Annotated in this window: 20 protein-coding genes and 3 pseudogenes; 17 read left to right on the top strand and 6 right to left on the bottom strand. The window is 59.3% G+C overall.

Going from position 1 to position 20,174, the window contains the following annotated elements; all coding sequences use genetic code 11:
- Nucleotides 1–6: 6 nt before the first annotated feature.
- From HK436_RS29925 to bhcD, 10 genes and pseudogenes are all read left to right on the top strand, one after another.
- Nucleotides 7–807 carry an ABC transporter ATP-binding protein gene (locus HK436_RS29925; protein WP_173195189.1) on the top strand — a complete coding sequence of 267 codons (801 nt, stop codon included), beginning with the start codon at nucleotides 7–9 and terminating at the stop codon, nucleotides 805–807.
- Nucleotides 807–1,592 carry an ABC transporter permease gene (locus HK436_RS29920; protein ID WP_173195188.1) on the top strand — a complete coding sequence of 262 codons (786 nt, stop codon included), beginning with the start codon at nucleotides 807–809 and terminating at the stop codon, nucleotides 1,590–1,592. Before HK436_RS29925 ends, HK436_RS29920 begins: the two co-directional genes overlap by 1 nt.
- Nucleotides 1,593–1,625: 33 nt before the next feature.
- Nucleotides 1,626–2,702, top strand: coding sequence for an ABC transporter substrate-binding protein (locus HK436_RS29915; RefSeq protein WP_173195187.1), 1,077 nt, complete (start codon nucleotides 1,626–1,628; stop codon nucleotides 2,700–2,702).
- A gap of 450 nt (nucleotides 2,703–3,152) precedes the next feature.
- Nucleotides 3,153–3,500 (top strand): RidA family protein, encoded by a 348-nt coding sequence (locus HK436_RS29910; RefSeq protein WP_173195186.1) that lies wholly within the window; start codon nucleotides 3,153–3,155, stop codon nucleotides 3,498–3,500.
- Nucleotides 3,501–3,574: 74 nt separating this feature from the next.
- A complete protein-coding gene (locus tag HK436_RS32715; RefSeq protein WP_280515905.1) occupies nucleotides 3,575–4,288 on the top strand; it encodes an NAD(P)/FAD-dependent oxidoreductase in 714 nt (237 codons plus the stop codon).
- Complete coding sequence (locus HK436_RS32710; protein WP_312860811.1) at nucleotides 4,285–4,878, top strand: NAD(P)/FAD-dependent oxidoreductase; 594 nt, start codon at nucleotides 4,285–4,287, stop codon at nucleotides 4,876–4,878. Before HK436_RS32715 ends, HK436_RS32710 begins: the two co-directional genes overlap by 4 nt.
- A gap of 56 nt (nucleotides 4,879–4,934) precedes the next feature.
- The gene (locus HK436_RS29900; protein ID WP_173195185.1) at nucleotides 4,935–5,360 is read left to right on the top strand and encodes a RidA family protein; all 426 of its coding nucleotides are present in this window, start codon (nucleotides 4,935–4,937) and stop codon (nucleotides 5,358–5,360) included.
- Between the two features lie 19 nt (nucleotides 5,361–5,379).
- Entirely contained in the window at nucleotides 5,380–6,327 is a 948-nt protein-coding gene (bhcB, locus tag HK436_RS29895; protein ID WP_173195184.1) for a beta-hydroxyaspartate dehydratase BhcB, read from the top strand.
- Between the two features lie 10 nt (nucleotides 6,328–6,337).
- Nucleotides 6,338–7,501 carry a 3-hydroxy-D-aspartate aldolase BhcC gene (bhcC, locus tag HK436_RS29890; protein WP_173195183.1) on the top strand — a complete coding sequence of 388 codons (1,164 nt, stop codon included), beginning with the start codon at nucleotides 6,338–6,340 and terminating at the stop codon, nucleotides 7,499–7,501.
- A 182-nt stretch (nucleotides 7,502–7,683) separates the two neighbouring features.
- Nucleotides 7,684–8,648 (top strand): annotated as a pseudogene (gene bhcD, locus HK436_RS29885) (iminosuccinate reductase BhcD).
- A 36-nt stretch (nucleotides 8,649–8,684) separates the two neighbouring features.
- Here the strand turns inward: bhcD and HK436_RS29880 are convergent.
- Complete coding sequence (locus HK436_RS29880; protein ID WP_244649554.1) at nucleotides 8,685–9,416, bottom strand: LysR substrate-binding domain-containing protein; 732 nt, start codon at nucleotides 9,414–9,416, stop codon at nucleotides 8,685–8,687.
- 17 nt (nucleotides 9,417–9,433) lie between these two features.
- Nucleotides 9,434–9,601 (bottom strand): helix-turn-helix domain-containing protein, encoded by a 168-nt coding sequence (locus HK436_RS32160; RefSeq protein ID WP_244649553.1) that lies wholly within the window; start codon nucleotides 9,599–9,601, stop codon nucleotides 9,434–9,436.
- A 202-nt stretch (nucleotides 9,602–9,803) separates the two neighbouring features.
- Between HK436_RS32160 and HK436_RS29875 the strand changes: the two genes are divergently transcribed.
- From HK436_RS29875 to HK436_RS29845, 7 genes are all read left to right on the top strand, one after another.
- Nucleotides 9,804–10,079: a hypothetical protein gene (locus tag HK436_RS29875; protein WP_173195182.1), complete on the top strand. Its 276-nt coding sequence runs from the start codon at nucleotides 9,804–9,806 to the stop codon at nucleotides 10,077–10,079.
- A 220-nt stretch (nucleotides 10,080–10,299) separates the two neighbouring features.
- A complete protein-coding gene (locus tag HK436_RS29870) occupies nucleotides 10,300–11,208 on the top strand; it encodes a dihydroorotase (protein ID WP_173195181.1) in 909 nt (302 codons plus the stop codon).
- Nucleotides 11,205–11,972, top strand: coding sequence for an ABC transporter ATP-binding protein (locus tag HK436_RS29865; protein ID WP_173195180.1), 768 nt, complete (start codon nucleotides 11,205–11,207; stop codon nucleotides 11,970–11,972). The genes HK436_RS29870 and HK436_RS29865 overlap by 4 nt, the downstream gene beginning before the upstream one ends.
- Nucleotides 11,973–11,995: 23 nt before the next feature.
- Nucleotides 11,996–12,988, top strand: a complete 993-nt coding sequence (locus HK436_RS29860) for an ABC transporter substrate-binding protein (RefSeq protein WP_173195179.1) — start codon at nucleotides 11,996–11,998, stop codon at nucleotides 12,986–12,988.
- A gap of 46 nt (nucleotides 12,989–13,034) precedes the next feature.
- A complete protein-coding gene (locus HK436_RS29855) occupies nucleotides 13,035–13,799 on the top strand; it encodes an ABC transporter permease (protein WP_173195178.1) in 765 nt (254 codons plus the stop codon).
- 40 nt (nucleotides 13,800–13,839) lie between these two features.
- Nucleotides 13,840–14,709: a carbon-nitrogen hydrolase family protein gene (locus HK436_RS29850; protein WP_173195177.1), complete on the top strand. Its 870-nt coding sequence runs from the start codon at nucleotides 13,840–13,842 to the stop codon at nucleotides 14,707–14,709.
- 141 nt (nucleotides 14,710–14,850) lie between these two features.
- Nucleotides 14,851–15,585, top strand: coding sequence for a 2-keto-4-pentenoate hydratase (locus tag HK436_RS29845; RefSeq protein WP_173195176.1), 735 nt, complete (start codon nucleotides 14,851–14,853; stop codon nucleotides 15,583–15,585).
- A 137-nt stretch (nucleotides 15,586–15,722) separates the two neighbouring features.
- Here HK436_RS29845 and HK436_RS29840 read toward each other — a convergent pair.
- The 4 genes and pseudogenes from HK436_RS29840 to HK436_RS32705 all read right to left on the bottom strand — a co-directional run bounded on the left by HK436_RS29840 (nucleotide 15,723) and on the right by HK436_RS32705 (nucleotide 19,913).
- Nucleotides 15,723–16,969: pseudogene (locus tag HK436_RS29840) on the bottom strand (FAD-binding oxidoreductase).
- A gap of 357 nt (nucleotides 16,970–17,326) precedes the next feature.
- Nucleotides 17,327–18,741, bottom strand: a pseudogene (hydA, locus tag HK436_RS29835) (dihydropyrimidinase); the annotation flags it as partial.
- A gap of 111 nt (nucleotides 18,742–18,852) precedes the next feature.
- Nucleotides 18,853–19,605 carry a hydantoinase/carbamoylase family amidase gene (locus tag HK436_RS29830; protein WP_312860810.1) on the bottom strand — a complete coding sequence of 251 codons (753 nt, stop codon included), beginning with the start codon at nucleotides 19,603–19,605 and terminating at the stop codon, nucleotides 18,853–18,855.
- Between the two features lie 5 nt (nucleotides 19,606–19,610).
- On the bottom strand, nucleotides 19,611–19,913 hold the full coding sequence (locus HK436_RS32705; protein ID WP_173195175.1) for a M20/M25/M40 family metallo-hydrolase: 303 nt from the start codon (nucleotides 19,911–19,913) through the stop codon (nucleotides 19,611–19,613).
- Between the last annotated feature and the right edge of the window lie 261 nt (nucleotides 19,914–20,174).

Here is a 20,174-nt window from a genome sequence, read left to right as displayed (position 1 = left end):
TTGGAAATGAGGAGTTCACCGGCGCAAGCGCGTGGTCCCATACTTGATGTACGGGGATTACATAAGTCTTATCACACGCAAGCCGGTGATACCGTTCTCGCTCTTACAGACACTTCGTTCCAGATCGGTGACGGAGAGTTCGTTGCAGTCGTCGGACCCAGCGGTTGCGGGAAAAGTACGCTCCTAAAGATATTCGCCGGGCTCCTGCCGCGCAGCGGCGGTGACCTATTCCTCCATGGCGAGCCGATAACAGGACCTCGGAGCGATGTCGGTGTCGTCTTCCAGGATTCCGTTCTTCTCCCGTGGCTGACGATTGTTGAAAACGTCATGCTGCCGGTACGCATCCAGAAGCTCGACGTTGCACACTACAAAGAACGGGCCAGCGATCTGCTTGGCCGAATAAGCGGCCTCTCGGGGTTTGAGGAACGATACCCCAATGAGCTGTCCGGCGGCATGAAGCAGCGCGCGGCCATCTGCCGCGGCCTTATCCACGACCCCGCCATTTTGCTGATGGACGAGCCATTTGGCGCCCTCGATGCGATGACGCGGGAGCGCATGAATGCCGAGCTGCAGCGCATCTGGATGGAGAGCAAAAAGACAATCTTCCTGATTACCCACTCGATCGGCGAAGCCGTGTTCCTGGCAGATCGCGTGCTGGTCATGAGCGATCGCCCGGGGCGGATCGTGGAGGATTTGCGGATCGACCTCCCGCGGCCCAGATCGCTGGACGACATGGGGTCGGACAAATTCGGCGTTTACGCGAACCACATCCGCTCGCTGCTCAATGCAAAAGGAGGCGTAGACTGATGCGCGCACGTCGCTGGTCTTGGATCGATCTCTGTACTCCTGCAGCGTTCGTTATCTTCGTCGCAAGTTGGGAGCTTATATGCGATTTCTGGAACGTATCGGCCCTTTTGGTACCGCCACCCTCCCAGATCGCTTTGGCGTTGTGGCAGGAGACGGTGCATGGCGCTCTGCTTTACAACCTTGGTGTGACGCTGTTTGAGACAGCCGTGGGATTTGCCATCGCGGCAGCGCTTGGAATTGGCCTCGGTGCAATTATCGCCGAAGTGGACTGGTTCAAGAGGGCCGTTTACCCATACCTGATTGCCTTCCAGACAGTACCAAAGATTGCGATAGCTCCCCTGCTGGTTCTCTGGTTCGGCTTCGGCATGACGAGCAAAATCGTCATCGCGGTAACCATTGCCGTCTTTCCGATCCTCATTAACACAATCGAGGGCATCTGGGGCACAGACCGCGATCGCATTGACATGGTCCGCGCCATGCGCGGATCGCGCTGGCAGGTTTTCTGGGTCGTCAAGTTTCCAACGGCGCTGCCTTTCATATTCGCCGGATTGAACGTCGGAATTGTCTTTTCGCTGCTTGGCGCGGTCGTCGGCGAATTTATCGGTGCGCAGGCCGGGATCGGCAACCTGCTGATCGTCGCGAACTTCCGAATGGACATCGCAACGGTCTTTGCCGTGCTCGTCACACTGGGCGTCACCGGCTACGCCCTCCACCTCCTCATGGCTTTGATCCAGCGGAAGGTTGTCTTCTGGGGATCGACTGCGCGCGGCCAGGACTACGTCTGAGTGAAGGTCAACAAGTAAATAGGAGAGGGTGGAATGAGCATTAATCGACGACTGTTCTGCGGCGCCATGCTGGCGGCGCCATTTGTTTCCCGCGCTCATGCCCAATCGGGAGGCAAGCGCAAACTGATCTATGCCGCCGGTCAACCGACACCAGGCGTTCACGATGAGTTGTGGCGGTATGCGGTGCCCAATCAGATGGGCTACTTTGCCGAAGAAGGTCTGGATGTCGAAATCCAGTTTACCGCCGGCTCGTCGGCTGTCGTCCAGCTGGTGGTGGGCGGAGGGGCAAATCTGGGCCAGGCAAATACAGCCCCGATATTCGGCGCGATCCAGAAAGGGGCATCGATCCGAATGTACTGTAACTCGTCGCCCCGCTATGCGAGCGGACTTGCCGTTCTGGCAGATGGCCCCATCAAGGAAGCGAAAGACATTTCCGGCAAGCTGATCGGGGTATCGAGCCTCGCGTCAGGACGGTTCCCGGAAGCTGTGGCGATGGTAAAAGCAGCCGGGCTCGTTCCTGACAAGGACGTAGGTTTTGTGGCGGTGGGCGTGGGAGCGCAGGCCAGTACGGCGCTGTCAAGCAACCAGGTGCAAGGCCTCTACCTTTGGAACTCGGCTTACGCGATTATCCAAGGGCAGGGACTGAAGCTCAATATCATCCGCGACGTTTTTCCGAATTACCAGAATCTGCTCGACGGCGGCCTCCTGGTCAGCAACGACCTTCTGGAGAAGAAGCCCGAGACGATTGCGAAGTACAACCGGGCGATCGCCAAAGGGATGGTTTTCGCGGCGGCGAATCCGGAAGCCGCATTGGACCTGTGCTATAAGAACTGGCCCGACGTAGCCGCTCGCAGCGATAAAGCGCGTGCCGTGGATATCGCAATCCTCAAGGCAATCATGCCTGACTACGAATATCGCAATCTACCGGTCCCGAAGTTTGGATATTTCCCGCCGGAGAAGGTGGCGTTCACAACCGATTTCGTCACAAAGGCAGGGCAGATTGCGCCCGGTCTCGATCCGGAAACAACCTACACGAACGGCCCGGTTGATTTGGCCAACGACTTTGATATCGCCGCTGTCGAAGACGCCGCTAAGAACTTCAAGCCCTGAGGGCCAATAACACTCACCAGGGACCCCGGTGAGCTATCCGCGTCGCAAAAGACCGAACTCTCCCGAGGATCATCGGCCGTCACCCTACGGTGGCGGCCTCCTTTTTGGCCAAGCCATAATTCGAGATCAGCGCCTCCTCTCTTGTGGCGCTGATTGACGCATCGCCCGCTGAAGCAGTTGCTGCCAGCGGCTTTGCTCAGCGTCGTGCGCCATTCACGTGACCCATCTAGTTTCAACCGAACGGGCACACATTCGAACCATCCGCTGCCGGGGGATCTCTCCTATAATAAACGGTTATGGCGATGCCTCTAATTGGCATTTGACTACGCAATCCAGACTGCAAATATTATAGCCAAGATCAGGCGTCGCCGAGCGACGAGGACGCCCGATTGAACTGCCGGGGCCGGCGTCAGTTGCGAGGCCGGCTGCTAGAAATCAGGAATGAGGTCGATGATCGTCCGCTACGAACAAACTCCGATCATGCACCGGATTGTTGAGTCCAATGGCATTCTCCATGTTGGCGGCGTGCTCGCCGACGATCTGAACGGCGCGTCAATGGGGGCTCAGACGCGGCAAATTTGCACCAAGCTCGACACGCTTCTCGCCGGGGCAGGGAGCGACAAGAGCAAGCTCATTTCCGCGACCATATTCATCACAGACATGGGCCTGAAGGCAGAGATGAATGAAGCCTGGACCTCTTGGCTTGACCCGCAGGACTTGCCTGCACGCGCGACCATCGGGGTATCCGATCTGGGCAAGGATGTTCTGATCGAAATTGTGGTGACTGCGGCCCGCTAAAGCCGGGACTTCAACCTGGATTTGCCGCGATCAGCGACCGGGCAACGGTATGCCCGGTTCCGCAGGAGAACCATATGAATAAGGACCGCAAAACCGTCGGGGTCGCCGGCGCAGGCATCGTGGGTGTGTGCACCGCGTTGATGCTGCAGCGCGAGGGCTTCAAAGTCACAATCATCGACCCGAATCCACCTGGAGACGGTGCGTCGTTCGGCAATGCCGGATGCTTCAATGCATCCTCGATCGTGCCGATGTCCATGCCTGGAATGATGTCCAGCCTGCCGAAGTGGCTGCTCGATCCGATGGGGCCGCTCTCGATTCGGCTCAGCTACCTGCCGAGAATTGCGCCATGGCTCGTGCAATTCCTTCTCGCCGGGCGGCCGGAAAAGGTGAAAGGACAAGCAAGGGCATTGCGCAGTCTCCTGAAAAGCACGGTGCCGCTGATAAGCTCGCTGGCAGATGAAGCCGGGGCCGGCCACCTGATCCGGCACGAAGGCCACCTCACGGTCTACCGGACGGAGCCGGAATTTGAGAAGGATCGCGGTGGCTGGGAGCTGCGACGTCTCAACGGCGTCAAGACACAGGTCCTGGATGCAGCGGCCCTGCGGGATTTTGATCCGAACCTCTCGCCCCGCATCACCAAGGCCATTCTCGTCGAAGAGAACGGCCACACCGTCAATCCCCGGGAGCTCGTCGTTCACCTGTTCCGCAAGATCATCGCGAACGGAGGAGACTATGTGCCGGCGAGGGTCACCGGTTTCGAAACCGACGGCAATTCCCTAAAAGTATAGAGACCACCAACGGCTCTATCGTCGTCGACGCCGCAGTCGTTGCAACCGGCGCGCACTCGAGATCACTTGCGGCCTCGCTGGGCGATCATGTGCCGCTCGACACCGAACGCGGTTATCACATCGTCATCAAGCATCCGGAAGTGACGCCGCGGATTCCAACCACCGACGCAACGGGCAAATTCATCGCCACGCCAATGGAAATGGGCCTGCGCGTGGCCGGCACGGTCGAGTTCGCCGGCCTCGCAGCCGCGCCGAACTGGAAGCGGGCACATATTCTCTACACCCAGATCCAAAGCCTCCTCCCCGGTCTCGGGCCGTTGGGCTCAGAAGATCGCTACACCAAGTGGATGGGCTTTCGACCAAGTGTCCCCGATTCACTGCCAGTGATCGGGTTCGCGCACCGCACACCTGACGTAGTTTATGCGTTCGGTCATGGCCATCTCGGGATGACGGGCGCGCCAATGACCGCGACCATCGTTTCCGAGCTTCTCTCCGGCAAGAAGACGTCGATCGATATCACGCCTTTTGCACCCGGCCGCTTTTCGGGCAGCGAAGCTCACTCCTACGGTGTGACTGCCCCGTTTGCCTAGTGTCCTTCCCACAAGCCGGTGCCTCACCAATGCGCACTCAACCCTGCGGGGAGCATATGACGATCGTAGAGCGAATTTCGACAAACAGCGCCCCGAGACCGCTTGGGCATTATAGCCAAGCGATACGGGCCGCCGGCTTCATCTATGTCTCGGGTCAGCTTCCTCTTGAACCTGAGAAAATGCACGGACAGGACGGCAACCCGTTCGAAGAACAGGCGCGGATCGCGCTGCACAATCTTCTCGCCGTACTCGACGCCGCCGGTGCAAAGCCATCGCACGTCTTGCGCGTTACAGCCTATATCGTCGGCGCAGAGCACTGGGCTATTTTCAACAAGGCCTACGCGGAGGCATTCGGTGATGCCCGCCCCGCCCGGTCAGTTGTCCCCGTGCCGGCACTTCACGACGGCCACCTCATCGAACTCGATGCCATTGCCCTGGATTCGCCTGACAGCGCCGCAGGCCCCGCCAGAGCTGCCAGCTGATTGACAGAAAGATCACCGTATGAAAATCCCCGAATTTTCGGACGTCGAAGCCGCAGAGGCCCGGATCCGGCCCCACATCCACCGTACCCCGGTCATGTCATCGACGTTCATCAACGAGCTCGCCGGGGCACAGTTATTCTTCAAGTGCGAGAACTTTCAAAAAGCCGGAGCCTTCAAGGCACGCGGCGCGTCGAACGCCGTATTCGGCCTGAGCGATGATGAAGCGGGGCGGGGTGTTGCGACCCACTCATCGGGAAATCACGGTACCTGCCTGTCCTACGCCGCGGGCCGGCGAAGAATCCCCTGTACCGTTGTCATGCCGCATACGGCACCGCAGGCGAAAAAGGACGCAGTGAAAGGCTACGGCGGGCGCGTTGTCGAATGCGAGCCATCTACTTCCTCCCGCGAAGCCGTGTTCGCTGAAGTTGTCGCACAGACGGGTGCGGAGTTTGTGCATCCTTATAACGACCCCCGAGTGATCGCCGGCCAGGCAACCTGCGCCGCCGAGCTGGTTAGCCAGGTAGCAGAGCTTGATGCTATCGTTGCGCCGATCGGTGGTGGCGGCATGGTTTCGGGAAGTTGCCTCGCACTGTCGACGCTCGCGCCGCACGTGAAAATTTACGCGGCCGAACCAGAACAGGCGGATGACGCCTTCCGTAGTTTCAAAGCCGGTCACATCATTGCCGACGATGCGCCTCAGACGGTGGCCGACGGTCTGAAGGTTCCCCTGAAGGACCTTACCTGGCACTTCGTCAAGAATAACGTCACCGACATCCTCACTGCGTCGGAAGACGAGATCGTCGGCGCTATGAAGCTAATCTGGAAGCGCATGAAACTGGTGATGGAGCCGTCAAGCGCCGTGCCGCTGGCCGCCATCCTGAAGAGCCCCGAAGTGTTCGCCGGAAAACGCGTCGGCGTGATCGTCACCGGCGGCAATGTCGATCTCGACAAGCTGCCCTGGAATTAAGGAGAAAGACATGAACGCTATGACCCAGCTAAATCAGCTCGACGTTGGCTTTGACGTGCCGGCCGTTCCAGGCATGGATGAATCCCAGATCCAGACACCTTGTCTGATTCTCGATCTGGATGCTCTGGAGCGCAATATCAAGAAGATGGGCGACTATGCAAAGGCTCACGGCATGCGCCATCGCAGCCACGGCAAGATGCATAAGTCAGTCGACGTGCAGAAGTTGCAGGAGAAGCTCGGCGGATCCGTTGGCGTGTGCTGCCAGAAGGTCAGCGAAGCCGAAGTCTTTGTCCATGGCGGCATCAAGGACGTTCTGGTGTCGAACCAGGTGCGCGATCCCGCCAAGATCGACCGGCTCGCCCGCCTGCCGGCGCTCGGTTCGCGCATCATCGTTTGTGTCGACGACCTTGCCAATATCGCCGAATTGTCCGAGGCAACCCAGAAGCACGGCACCCAGCTCGACATCTTTGTCGAAATCGATTGCGGCGCAGGCCGCTGCGGCGTGACCTCGAGCGAAGCCGTTGTGAAAATCGCTCAGGCCGCCGAGGCAGCGCCCGGTCTGTCATTCGCGGGTATCCAGGCTTACCAGGGCGCGATGCAGCACATCGACAGTTATGCGGCCCGCCGGGAAAAGCTCGACATCGCCATTGCCATCGTCAAGGACGCCGTGGAGGCGTTGGACGCAGCCGGGCTCAAGCCTGGACTGGTTTCCGGCGGTGGGACGGGCTCGTACTATTTCGAGGCCAATTCCGGCGTTTACAACGAACTGCAATGCGGCTCCTACGCTTTCATGGACGCCGACTATGGACGCATTCTCGATCAGGACGGGAAGCGTATTGACAAGGGCGAATGGGAAAATGCCCTGTTCATCCTGACGAGCGTCATGAGCCATGCCAAAGCCGACCGAGCAATCTGCGATGCTGGCCTGAAGGCACAATCCGTTGATAGCGGATTGCCGTTTATCTACGGACGAGACGACGTGAAATACATCAAATGCAGCGACGAGCACGGCGTGATCGAGGATGCGGACGGCGCCCTTAAGATCAACGACAAGCTCCGTCTGGTACCGGGCCATTGCGATCCGACCTGCAATATCCACGACTGGTATGTCGGCGTGCGCAACGGCAAAGTCGAAACAGTATGGCCTGTTTCCGCCCGTGGAAAGGCCTATTGAAGCCGGTACCAAGCGTTCACCGATCTCTCTGACGCGCGGCAGAATCGTGAGAGTTAGAGACGGGCACCGTGCGCTCGGAGAAGGTGGCAGCGAGCATCTTCCCTCTCTTCCGCCGCGCCAGGAGAGAGGCTCGAAAGGGTACAAGCGCGTCAAAGAAAACCAGCAACCGGTGCGAGTACCTGATGATCATTGTGCCTGAGCGCCTTATCGCCGGCCTGGTAAGCGAAACGGATGTCTTCAACGCCGTAGAAAAAGTCTTCGTCGCCATGGCGCGTGGTCAGGCCCGCAATTTCCCTGTTGTTCGGGAGGCTATCGGCTGTGCAGACGCGCTCTACGGCATAAAGGCCGGTTTCGATCAGGCCGGCCTCGCGCTCGGCCTCAAAGCAGGCGGCTACTGGCCCTCGAACATCACCCGAGGCATCACCAATCATCAATCGATAATCTTGCTGTTCGACCCGGAGACCGGCCAAGTCAAAGCGGCGGTGGGGGCAATCTTCTGACGGCATTGCGGACTGCGGCAGCTTCAGCTGTATCGATAAATCACCTGGCGCGGCGTGACGCACGTGTTCTTGGGATCGTCGGCGCGGGCCATCAATCGGTTTTTCAAATGCGCGGCGCCGCACGAGTCCGGACATTCGATAAGGTCATTGCCTGGAACCGGCAAGCAGAGAAGCTCTCAAAGCTGGCCGATGCGGCTGCAGCCTTGGGCCTGCCGTTCGAGGCAGCGGACTTAGCTAGGCTCGGGGCCGAAGCCGATGTGATCATCACCGTGACCTCAAGCTATGCGCCGGTCCTGCTGCGAGACCACGTCCGCCCCGGTACCCATCTTGCGTGCATGGGCACGGATACAAAGGGTAAGCAGGAGGTGGAAGCGCGCCTGTTGCAGGACGCACGCGTCTTCACCGATGAAGTCGCCCAGTCTTGCACGATCGGCGAAGCACAACATGCCATCGCCGAGAAGTTAATCGAACCAGCCAATATTACACCGCTTGGCGCTGTCGTCTCAGGACTGGCAGTGGGCAGGACCTCATCCAATGAGATCACGGTCTTCGATGGAACCGGTGTGGCGCTTCAGGATCTCGCCGTAGCCTCGATTGCGGCAGAGGCCGCGATAGTTCGGGGCTTAGGGCAGGAGGTGTCCATTTAAATTCGCTCTGTTGAGCGAGCGAAACCGGATCGCACCTTACGCTGCCGCCTCCGATCTGGATGATCGGCTCGCCAGAAAGTCACAAAAGCTCCGTCTGAATTCGGAGACAAATTCGTTTGTGATTGACGATGCTTTGATATGCGTCGGGAGCACGATTGTCCAATGTATCGAAATCGGCGGATCGATCGGGCGAACGACAAGAGCCGAAGAGTAACGATCGGCCGTGAACGGATCGACGATCGACACGCCGAACCCGGCCGACACCATACCGCATACAATCATGGAGAGCGGGGTTTCAGCTTTGATCCGCCGCACGATGCCGCGCTCGCGCATGATTGCGTCCACCATCGCGTGCATTACGGATGGCTGAATGAGAGAAATGAAATCCTCGTTCTCGAAATCTTCCGGAACGATTTGCTCACGCTCCACAAGCCGGTGCTCTTTCGGAAGAACAGCGACAAGATGGCTAGGAGGCAATTCCTCGATTGTGACGTTTGTGAGCTGAGTGTTCTCGACGATACCGAGATCGCACTGGCCACTGGCGATCCATTCGAGGATGTAGTGCGAGTTCATGCCGTGCAGGGACAAGTTCAGCGAGGGCCTTTTTGCCAGAAAGTTTGCAGCAAATGCTGGCAGGAAGCCGTTCGCGAGCCCAGGCAAAGCAGCTACCCGCAGCGCGCCGCCGCGCCTCTCTCTCAAGTCGCGCGCCAGTCCGGCAATGCGCTCGAGGCCGACAAATGAGCGATCCACTTCCCTGTAGAGAGCCATTGCATCGCCCGTCGCAATCAGGCGGCCCCGGAACGTTCGAACAGACCAAGCCGGGTTTCGTACTCCAGATCCTTGATCAATCGGCTGACAGCCGGTTGCGTAATCCCAAGCATGTCCGCTGCAGCCGACATCGATCCGTTGATGACAACTGCCCGGAACGCTTCGACCTGCCTGTGTTTCAACATCAAGCGCCTCCTCTCAAGCCCATTTGCCAACGTAAGCGCTTTTCAAGCGGGTTGGATATAACAATCCGTCATGGCCATGGCTCTATAATGCATTTGACCGTCGCGTCGCCATCGCATTTATTATACCCAGGCTGGCGTTTGCACAGCTGATTGCAATTCCACGTGAGCGCAATTCCGGACGGCGAGACAGGTAGACATTTTCATGGCCGAGGTCGACCTCATCCTTGTGAATGGGCAGGTGCTGAGTTCAGGCGCGCTGGTCGAAGCGAATATCCTTGTCAACCACGGCAAGGTCGCAGGAATAGTCGATCCCTCCCACTGTGCTGCGGCTGGCCAGACGGTGGACTGCACGGGCCTGGTCGTTCTGCCCGGCATGGTCGATTGCCACATTCATCTGGGACACGGCACAAGCATTGCCGCGCCGCAAGTGCCGGGCGACGCCGATGCTGAATCCGCCGCAGCAGCTGCCGGGGAATAACAACCTTCATCCCGTTCGTTCTGGACACCCGTGACTACGCGGATGCATTCCCCGAGATACGCGATCTGATTGAAGCCGGTGCCAGAGTTGACTTCGGAATGCACTTCATTGTCGCAAACGAGGTGCACATCAGCCAAATCTCTCGCTACGTGCGCGAACTCGGCGTTCCAACGATCAAGTTCTTTATGACCAGCCGCGGCCGGAAGCGGAGCGGCTGGGCATGGAAAATCAGGATGATGGCCGCCTGTTCCGGGTCATCGAGGAACTCGGCAAAGCGGGTGGCATGCTTTGCCCCCATCCGGAAAATGTCGAGATCGTCTGGGCCCTGCAGGAGCGTGCGAAAGCGCGCGATCCAGACGGGCAAAAGGGACTCGTATCCTGGAACGAAGCGCGCCCGCCATTTGTCGAGGCGGAGGCCGTCAACCGTGTCCTCTATCTGGCGCGGCAGGAAAAGGTCGCCGTGTATCTGGTGCACATATCCTCAAAGGTAGCGCTTGATGCGGCATTGGCTGCGCGCCGGGCGGGCGACCGCATCTTTATCGAAACCTGCGCCCACTATCTGCTTTTTGACGTCGACTCCGGGCTTGACGGTCTCGGGAAAGTCAATCCGCCGCTAAGGACGGCGGACGACCGCGAGGCTCTTTGGAGCGCGATCGAACGAGGCGATATCGACACGGTCACAACCGATCATGTGCACAGGCCGAAGCAGGCCAAGCTCGGCGGGATTTGGGCGGCGGCTCCGGGATTTCCGGGGATGCAAACTGCATTGTGCTCGTTGCTCGACGAGGCAAGGAAGCGCTCGATCCCAATCGAGACGATTTCGCGGCTGGTCAGCGAAAACCCTGCGCGCATTATGGGTCTCCCGCAAAAGGGATCCATTTGCGTCGGAGCCGACGCCGACTTTGCCGTGGTCGACATGCACCGTCCCACGGCGGTTTCCCGTGAGAGCATACAATCAACCGCCGGCTACTCCCTGCTCGAAGGGAAGTCGATAGCCTGTTCGGTCGTCCACACCTTCGTGCGCGGTAAGCCAGTGCTGCAAGATGGAGTACTGGTACCGCAGGCCGTTGGCACAGGACGTTTCGTCCCCCGGCAGCTTACCCACATTCACCCTAAGGACCGGGTATGAACACGAAGACGACGCTGGTCGCCGACAACGTCTCCTTGCGCTATGGCTCCAAAGGCTCCGGCGTAACGGCAATCGAGAACATTTCTCTCGACGTCAACGAGGGCGAATTCGTTACCATCGTTGGCCCATCGGGATGCGGCAAGTCGTCTTTCCTATCCATGGTCGCCGGCTTCGTTCCGGTGAGCGGCGGCCGGATCACGCTGGATGGCAAGCCGCTGAGCGGGCCGGGCTCCGATCGCGGAGTGGTGTTTCAGGAACACGCGCTTTTCCCCTGGATGAGCGTTCGCCAAAACATCGCGTTCGGTCCGCGCGTCAATAAGGTGCCGGCCCGCGAGATCGAGAAGCGTGTCGATGAACTTCTCGAACTGATCGGGCTTACCCGCTTTCGGGATTCATGGCCAAAAGAGCTCTCCGGAGGAATGAAACAGCGCGTCGCTATTGCGCGCGCGCTCGCTAACCGTCCGAAAATGTTGCTGATGGACGAACCCTTTGCTGCGCTCGATGCGCAGACGAGGCGCTTTCTGCAGGACGAGCTGCTGCGCATCTGGCAGACGACGAAGACAACGATCCTTTTCATCACCCACGGTATCGACGAGTCGGTCCTTCTGGCTGACCGTGTCGTCGTCATGACCGCGCGGCCGGGACGGATCAAGACCATTATTCCGGTCCCGCTACCGCGACCGCGCGACGAGAACACGCCGGAATTCACCAGAGTCCGAAAGCAAGTGTCGGATGCTCTGCTGAGTGAACTGAAGATGGTCTAGCCAACAAAACAGGAGGAAGGAACATGTTTTCCAGGAAGTACTTCACGGCGGTGGCGACCGCTGCCTTGACCGCACTGGCGGCTACTGCTGCCTATGCGGACACCATCGAAATCTGGACCAGTCGAGACGCTCAGCAGGGCGGCGTGGCCGTGGTTGCCCAGGAAAAGGGCTTCTTCAAGGACGCAGGCGCCGACGTCAATGTACGCTTCGTCTCGTCAGGCTCCGAAATTCCGGCGGGCATGGCCGGGCAGAGCATCAATGTCGCGATCGCGGGCTGGACGAATCCCATGAGCATGGTCGCGAACGGCCTACCGGTAAAGATTCTGGCACGGACGGCGGATACCTCCGGAGCCTTCCAGATCGTGGCGCGAAAGGCCGATCAGGTTAAGAGCGTCAAGGACCTCGAAGGTAAGAAGATCGGCATGATGCGCATTCCGCTCGTAATGCCGATGCTAACCAAGGCCTGCGCCGCGGCGGGATGCGACTTTGAGAAGCTAACGTTGGTCAACATGCAGCCCGAAGATATCGTCCTCGCTTTCCAGCGCGGCAATGTTGACGCTGTTCTTATCTGGGAACCCTGGGCGACGTACTCGCGTCAGCTGGATGGCGATACGGTCATCTCCGCCTCAGATGAAGTCACTCTCGACGGTCAGAAGAAGAAACTTGAAGGCCTCTACGCCGCAGTCTTCGCCCGTTCGGATTTCATCGAAGGACACCCTAATGAAACGAAGGCGATACTCAAGGGGCTCAACGAGGCCGCGAAATGGATGAAAGCCAATACGGACGAGGCTGCATCTATCATCAGCAAGAAAATCAACATCCCTCAGGACGTTGTGAGCAGCACTCTCGGCAGTATCGAAACGTCCCTGCAGCTAAGCAGTGCCTGGAGCGCCGAATATGACGCGAAGGCCCAGGCTCTCTACGAAGCCAAGGAGCTGAAGCAGTCGACGACGGCCGAGGCATCAATCCTCTCTGGCCCGCTCTCCGAAGTTTGCGCAGAGTGCGTCAAGCAGTAGCCACGCACTGACTACCACGTCGGTAATAGCGACAGGATGATCTGATATGCGTGACATGATTATACGGACATTGTCGTTGCTGGCGTTCTTGGCGACGTGGTGGTTACTGGCCCTGGTCAATGCATCGGTACAGTGGGTGCCGGCGGTTATGATCCCGACACCCCCGCAGGTGCTGGAGGCCGGGTGGGATATTCGCGAGCTTGTTCCCGGGGATATCGCCATAAGCCTGATGCGGGTCTTTGAGGGCTTTCTGATCGCGGCAGTCCTCGGCGTACTTCTTGGATGCCTTTCCGGGTCAAGCCGGTTTGCCGAGAACATTATCGATCCCGTCCTTGAAGTTTTGCGGCCTATCCCTCCGCTAGCCTTTTTGCCGATCTTCATTATCTGGTTTGGCCTCGGTGAGGCATCAAAGGTGCTGATGATCGCCTTCTCTGCCTTCTTCATCATCTATGTGAACACTTATCAGGGCGTTCGGTATGCGGATCCGCTCCTTATGCGAGCCGCATTGTCGCTCGGCGCAAGCAAGCGCCAAGCGTTCTTTGGCATAGGCCTGCCATCCGCCATGCCCGAGATTTTCACCGGCCTGCGGCTCGGCATCGGCATGGCGTTTTTCGTGCTTGTCGCTGCCGAACTCATCGCCGCCGACAGTGGGATGGGCTTTCGTATTCAGGAAGCTCGCTGGCAGTTCCGCGTCGACCGAATGTTCTTCGGCGCCGCGCTGATCGGCATGATCGGCTTCATTCTGTTCGCGGTGCTGAAGTTCGCAGAGTCCAAGCTGCTCGCCTGGAAGCCTCGCCGAGAGGCACACTGACCCCACCGTGCATCATCACGTATCTGAACTGGAGAACGAAGTGTCTAGAACCCTAACTGTGGCCGCTGCGCAAACCGGCCCCGTCCTATCGGATGACATCGGCGCAGAGATTGAGAAGGCGCTAACACTCGTCGAAGAAGCCGGCGCAAAAGGTGTCGACATCATCGGCTTCTGCGAGTTGTTCCTTACGCCGTTTTTCCCGAACAGGCTGGAATCTGACTTCGCGAAATGGTTTCTCGACCTGTCCGACGCACGGCTCAAGCCGTTGCTTGATGCCGCGAAAAAGCACAACATGGCTCTTGTTCTGCCCTTTGGTGAGAAGAACAATGGCCGCTTCTACAACTCAACAGCTGTCATCGACGAACGCGGATCGCTCGTCGGCATCTACCGCAAGATCCATATCCCGGCGATCTTCCCCAGCCAGCTGAAGGGCGGTACAGGCTCCTATGAGAAGTTCTACTTTACGCCCGGTGACGATCTCAATGTCTTTGACGTGAAAGGAGCAAAGATCGGCATCCAGATCTGTTATGACCGGAAATTTCCCGAGGGCTCCCGCGTCCTTGCTGCGAAAGGCGCGGAAATCCTCTTCATGCCGATTTGCGCCGCTTCCTATGGTGAGACGAAACTTCGTGACAACACGTGGGATCTTCCGATGCGTGCCCGGGCCTACGAGAATGGCGCATACGTCGTTGCCATCAACCGTGCCGGGGACGAGCATGGCAGGATGCATCTCGGTCAGAGCATGATTATTTCGCCAGTCGGGGCGGAAATCCTCGCGATCGGCGACAATGAAAACGCGCAGCTGCTCGTCTCCGAGATTGATCTCGATGCGGTTCGTGTTGCCAGAACCAGCCTTCCCTGGTGGCGCGATCGCCGGCCCGACCTGTACGGCGCCCTGACCAAAATCTGAACATGGCGAAGGTGGCGGGGCTTTCGGCTCACACGCCCGGGTCCTGCCGCCGCCGTCATCAGACGTTCTGTTGGAGTTCCGCAGCTGCCGAAAAATCTTGCCCCGCTGAGAGAACAGATTTCGGACGCTCTCATCGAGGCGATGCGCAGCCGAACACAAATTCCCGTCGCCCAATGGCCCGGGGCCGGCGTCCTCGATCAGGCCTATGCCGTGCAGCGGCGCACGATCGAGAAACTCGGACTCGAGCCCATCGGTTGGAAGGTCGGATCCACCAACCCCTTATCTCAGATGCGCCGCGGGATCACGGAGCCTGTCTATGGTCGGCTGTTAAGCCGTTGGGCCTTCCAGGCGGGCGACAAACTTACTCTGAACGACTTCATTGATCCCTGCCTTGAGGTTGAATTTGCCTTTCGCATCGGAGCAGACCTCGACGCTCGAACCCGCCCTCTCAGTGCTCGCCGGATCACAGACGCAATTGAATCAATTGTTCTCGCCGTAGAGATTGCAGACGGACGGATCACGAACTGGCGAGACTGCGATGGTCCGTCCTCGGTGGCCGACAACGTCGCCCATGGCGCATTCGTGCTAGGACAAGAAATCGATCGAACTTTTCGCGACAAGCTCGCAGCCGTGGAAACCAGTCTGCTGGTCGATTCTCTCCCCGTTGCAAGCGGTGCAGGCGCGGCCGTCCTCGGCGACCCACTGCGTTCAATCGTCTGGCTGGCAAATGCGGTAGCATCGCACGGCGAGTTCCTGCGCGCGGGCGACGTCGTACTGAGCGGCACGACAACAGGTGTAACGCAACTGCTGGGCGGCAGTACCGTAACAGCCCGGTTTGGCGTGCTTGGCGAATTCAGCTTCGTTGTTGGGCTGTAAAATCCTGCTCAACCGCTTCACGATGGAGGCCGGGCACGATGACCTCCGCGACAGTGACCTCCGCAACAGCCGTCATCCATGATGAGGCATCTTTCGCGCGGCGTACATTCATCGGCCGGCTATGCTGCCGACCAGTGCTAAAGGATTTTTCCAGGATTGAGTGTTGCCATCGGATCCAGAGCCTGCTTAATCGCCCGCATCAGTGCGATTTCCGCTTCGCTCCGGCTAATGGGAAGCCACGATTTTTGTCGAGCCCGATGCCGTGCTCTGCCGAGACAGAGCCGCCGATCGCCTTGAGCTTGCCATAGACGAGCTGCTCGACTTTCGCCTTTGCCTCCGGATACACACCAAGCGAGACCCCGACGACCACATGTAGATTTCCATCTCCCAGGTGTCCAAAAATATAGAGCTGGTGGTCCCCTATAAGGTCCGGCAGTTCCTGCGCCACCTCCTGCGTGTAGCGCTCCATATCTGCAGCAGGCAAAGAGATGTCGAACGTGATGTGCACCCCGTGCCGATTCAGCTGGCTCATGTCATCGCGAAGCGACCACAAGCCAGTGCATTCGGTTTGCGATTGCGCAATGACAGCGTCGTTGATCAGCTCAAGGCCCAGCGCACCCTCAAGCGCGGCGTTGAACTGATCGGTCCCCGCGCCCAGGGCCTCAATGAGCATATAAAACGGATAATCCTGGGACAGGGGCGGGCGTCCGATGGCGGGGGGCGACGTGACGAGCCGGTAGAATGAATTCCACATCACTTCGAACGCCGACAGTGTCCCGCCGAGCGCCCGGTCCATGTGGCGGAGCATGCCGACCATACCGGCGAAGGAATCGCTTGCCACAAAGGCAACGTTGCTTTCGGCGGGCCTTTCGCGAAGCCTCAACATGAGCCGGGTGATCACGCCAAGCGTTCCTTCCGAGCCGATGAAGAGGTGCTTCAGGTCGTATCCCGTGTTGTTCTTGATAAAGGGCCGAAGAGAGGAGACGATTGTGCCGTCCGCGAGAACGGCCTCTACCCCAAGTGTCATATCCCGCATCATGCCGAACCGGATGACACGGTTGCCTCCCGCGTTGGTTGAGGCGTTACCGCCAACCGTCGCGCTGCCACGTCCTCCCAGGTCCAGCGGAAAAATGAGACCATGCTCTGAAACCGCATCATTCAAATGCTGCAGGACAACACCAGCCTGGACGAGCGCCGAGCGCTGCGCTCCATCTATGTTTTCGATGCGGTTCATCAGTTCGAGTGACAACACGACATCGTCGGCACGAGACAGCGTTCCGCGGACGAGGCCACTGTTGCCCCCGTAAGGAACAACCTTCACACCGTTGCTGTTGCACCACCGGAGAATTGCCGACACCTGCTCGGTGGTCTTGGGCCGGGCCATAGCCGCTGCAACCATCTTTTCGGGCCGGCCGATACCCGCTGCACGCGTTCCCAGGCTTTCCGGATCGAGTACCAGATCTTCGCCGATCAGGCTGCGCAGATCACCGAGTATGCCCATCCTGCCTTCTCCCCTTTTCAGAATGACTGACCAATCAATCCCGGCCGGCCCGGCCTGCGAGGAGGAAACCCGCCCCCTCGCAAATGGCGCCCGGGCGGACTACCCGGCATTGGTCGCGGAGGCTCGCACACCTGCCGCTGCCCTGATGCATTGCCAAAGAAGGGCAGGCTCTGCCCTGATCTCCGTCCGGCGAGTCTTAGACGCCGCTCGGAATATTTTGCGGGTCGCGCCTGATGAAACGGGGGAGTTCAGATCCTTCCACACCGACAGCGCGCGGTTCGCGGACGGGAAGGCGGGGCGCGGCACATAGATGCCATGTCCGGCGCTTGGTCTTGCATTGCGCCCGTGCGACCACACCGCCTTGCCGCGCGACAGCGTGTACCGGGCCTGCGCCGAGACCTCGAAGCCTTCGAACACATTGTAATCGATGATCGACATTTGCTCCGCCGCGCGGATCGTTTTCGGCAGCTTGGGATCCCACACAACGATGTCGGCATCGGCGCCCGGTACCAAAGCACCTTTGCGCGGGTATATGTTGAGGATCTTCGCGATATTGGTCGACGTGACGGCGACGAACTCTTCTTTTGTCAGTCGGCCTGTCTCAACACCGCGCGTCCACAGCACAGAGAGCCGGTCCTCAAGCCCGCCGGTGCCGTTGGGTATCGACGGGAAGCCCTTCAGGCCCATCCGCTTCTGCGCTGTTGTGAACGCGCAGTGATCAGTTGCTACGACCTGTAAGCTGCCGGACGACAGTCCCGCCCATAGGCTGTCTTGATGCTTTTTGTCGCGAAAAGGCGGGCTCATGACGCGCCGCGCCGCATGATCCCAGTCGCTGTTGAAATATTCACTCTCGTCCAGCGTCAGGTGCTGGACCAGCGGCTCGCCATAGACGCGCATGCCCTTCTGACGGGCACGCCGGATCGCCTCGTGTGCTTCCTCGCAGGAGACATGAACGACATAGAGCGGGACGCCCGCGGCATCGGCGATCATGATCGCCCGATTCGCTGCCTCGCCCTCGACTTCGGGCGGGCGGGAATGGGCATGTCCTTCCGGGCCGATCTGCCCAGCGGCCATGAATTTCTTCTGCAGTTCATCGATAATGTCGCCGTTCTCGGCGTGCACCAGCGGCAGCGCGCCGAGTTCGGCGCAGCGCGAGAACGACGCGTACATCTCGTCGTCCTCGACCATCAGCGCGCCCTTGTAGGCCATGAAGTGCTTGAAAGTGTTCACCCCCATCTTCACGACCTCGGCCATCTCGCGCCAGATCTGCTCGCTCCAGCCAGTCACCGCGACATGCCAGCCGACATCGATGCAAATCTTGCCATCGGCCTTGCGATGCCAGTCCTTCACAGCATTCACCAAGGAGCCGTCGGCACCCGGGAGAACGAAATCGACAATCATCGTCGTCCCGCCGGAGGCAGCCGCGCCGTGCCGCTCTCGAAGGTTTCGGCTGTCGTCGTTCCCATGAATGGCATCTCAAGATGCGTATGTGGATCGATACCGCCAGGGATGACAAATGCTCCCTCGGCGTCAATCACCCTCTCGCCTCTGAGGTCCGGCCCGACGGCGGCAATCTTCTCGCCGTCGATAAGGATGTCAGCTTCCCAGGTTCGATCCGCAGTGACCAGTGTTCCATTCTTGACGACTGTGAGCATTTCGAACCTCCGTGCCAGATCGTTTACCGAGAGCTTCCTCGCGCCGAGCGAGCGTCATCCTTGTGCGGGCGGCCTCCCGGAGCCACGAGAGGAGTGAGCCTGGCGTATCGGCTAGTCATGCGCTGCATCTGCTACATTAGTGGCAGTACAAGCCTGGGAAACGATCGCCTGCGCGAGAGCTTCACAGGCCGCCGCCACATGGGCCGGTTCAGACCATTCGTCCGGATTGTGGCTGATCCCATCACGCGATTGCACGAAGATCATTGCCGACGGAATTCCGGCCGCGAGGCTGCTCGCATCGTGCATGGCACCGCTGGGGAGGCGGATTGGTTCGACACCAATTGTCCGTGCGCCTGCCATGAGGCGATCCTGTAACGACTCATTGAAAAGAACAGGAGGCACGGACATGGTCCGTCGAAACTTTCCGCTCGTGCCCTCGATCAAGGCAACCTCCGAGACAGCGTTCGCCATCACATGCTCGAACCGCTCCAGAACCTGCGTGCTGGCATGCCGCACGTCGATGAAGAGGGTCGTCAGGCCCGGAATCGTATTTTGTGAATTGGGTTCGACTTCGACGCGCCCAACCGTGAAGCGAAGATCTTGGTCGAGGGTTAGTGCTTCTTCGCGAAGCCGCAAAGAGAGGCGGGCCGCAGCCATGAAGCTGTCGCGCCTCGCTCCCGACGGCGTCGTCCCCGCGTGCGCGTCGCGGCCATGCAACTGGATTGCATACCACCGCACGCCCTGTATGCTGGTCACGACGCCGATCGGCACCCCAGCCGTTTCGAGGACAGGCCCTTGCTCGATATGCAGCTCATAGTAGGCTGCCGCCGTGAAATCCGGCTCGAACGCACCCGCATAGCCAATGCGCTTCAGCTCCTGAAAAAGTCCGATCCATCGCTGCCGGTGATCCCGGCCTCTTCCAGTGTGCCCGCGAACCCGCTTGAGCCGGTCAGACCAGGCTTGAAGCGAACACCTTCCTCATTGGACCAGTTGACAACGACGATCGGGCCGTCGGTCTCAATCGCATGGTCATTGAATGACCTGACGATTTCTAGTCCTGCCAGGACGCCCAGAATGCCATCGAAACGGCCTCCGTGGGGCTGGGTGTCGAGATGACTTCCGATCAGGATACAGGGAGCGCCTGCTCGCCGGCCGGGCCGGATGGCAAACATGTTGCCGAACCTGTCGGTCTGAACGCTGCATCCGGCGTCGCGGCACCAGGAGGCGAACCGGTCTCTTGCATCCCTGTCTCCATCCGACAGGGATAACCGGCAGGAGCCTGACTCCGCGATCGCACCGATCTTCGCTATCTCCATCAGAGTCGACCACAGCCTTGATCCATCGGTCAGCGTGGCACCCTCGCTCGCTGGCGTCATCGACATCTGCGTCGCCGGCTCAGGGTCAAAGCTTGCTCTGCCTCGATCAATAGCAGC

The organism is Neoaquamicrobium sediminum (assembly GCF_013240295.1).
GTDB classification, from domain to species: Bacteria; Pseudomonadota; Alphaproteobacteria; order Rhizobiales; family Rhizobiaceae; genus Aerobium; species Aerobium sediminum.
This window is presented reverse-complemented; position numbering and strand designations above follow the sequence as displayed.

What these genes read in the sequence shown, in the direction of transcription:
- HK436_RS29915 (WP_173195187.1), top strand. Translation starts at nt 1,626, where the DNA reads ATGAGCATTAATCGACGACTGTTCTGCGGCGCCATGCTGGCGGCGCCA.
- HK436_RS29920 (WP_173195188.1), top strand. Translation starts at nt 807, where the DNA reads ATGCGCGCACGTCGCTGGTCTTGGATCGATCTCTGTACTCCTGCAGCG.
- HK436_RS32715 (WP_280515905.1), top strand. Translation starts at nt 3,575, where the DNA reads ATGAATAAGGACCGCAAAACCGTCGGGGTCGCCGGCGCAGGCATCGTG.
- HK436_RS29860 (WP_173195179.1), top strand. Translation starts at nt 11,996, where the DNA reads ATGTTTTCCAGGAAGTACTTCACGGCGGTGGCGACCGCTGCCTTGACC.
- bhcB (WP_173195184.1), top strand. Translation starts at nt 5,380, where the DNA reads ATGAAAATCCCCGAATTTTCGGACGTCGAAGCCGCAGAGGCCCGGATC.
- HK436_RS29845 (WP_173195176.1), top strand. Translation starts at nt 14,851, where the DNA reads ATGCGCAGCCGAACACAAATTCCCGTCGCCCAATGGCCCGGGGCCGGC.
- HK436_RS32160 (WP_244649553.1), bottom strand. Translation starts at nt 9,601, where the DNA reads ATGTTGAAACACAGGCAGGTCGAAGCGTTCCGGGCAGTTGTCATCAAC.
- HK436_RS29875 (WP_173195182.1), top strand. Translation starts at nt 9,804, where the DNA reads ATGGCCGAGGTCGACCTCATCCTTGTGAATGGGCAGGTGCTGAGTTCA.
- HK436_RS32705 (WP_173195175.1), bottom strand. Translation starts at nt 19,913, where the DNA reads ATGTTTGCCATCCGGCCCGGCCGGCGAGCAGGCGCTCCCTGTATCCTG.
- bhcC (WP_173195183.1), top strand. Translation starts at nt 6,338, where the DNA reads ATGAACGCTATGACCCAGCTAAATCAGCTCGACGTTGGCTTTGACGTG.
- HK436_RS29900 (WP_173195185.1), top strand. Translation starts at nt 4,935, where the DNA reads ATGACGATCGTAGAGCGAATTTCGACAAACAGCGCCCCGAGACCGCTT.
- HK436_RS29925 (WP_173195189.1), top strand. Translation starts at nt 7, where the DNA reads ATGAGGAGTTCACCGGCGCAAGCGCGTGGTCCCATACTTGATGTACGG.
- HK436_RS29870 (WP_173195181.1), top strand. Translation starts at nt 10,300, where the DNA reads ATGGAAAATCAGGATGATGGCCGCCTGTTCCGGGTCATCGAGGAACTC.
- HK436_RS29880 (WP_244649554.1), bottom strand. Translation starts at nt 9,416, where the DNA reads ATGGCTCTCTACAGGGAAGTGGATCGCTCATTTGTCGGCCTCGAGCGC.
- HK436_RS29855 (WP_173195178.1), top strand. Translation starts at nt 13,035, where the DNA reads ATGCGTGACATGATTATACGGACATTGTCGTTGCTGGCGTTCTTGGCG.
- HK436_RS29865 (WP_173195180.1), top strand. Translation starts at nt 11,205, where the DNA reads ATGAACACGAAGACGACGCTGGTCGCCGACAACGTCTCCTTGCGCTAT.
- HK436_RS29910 (WP_173195186.1), top strand. Translation starts at nt 3,153, where the DNA reads ATGATCGTCCGCTACGAACAAACTCCGATCATGCACCGGATTGTTGAG.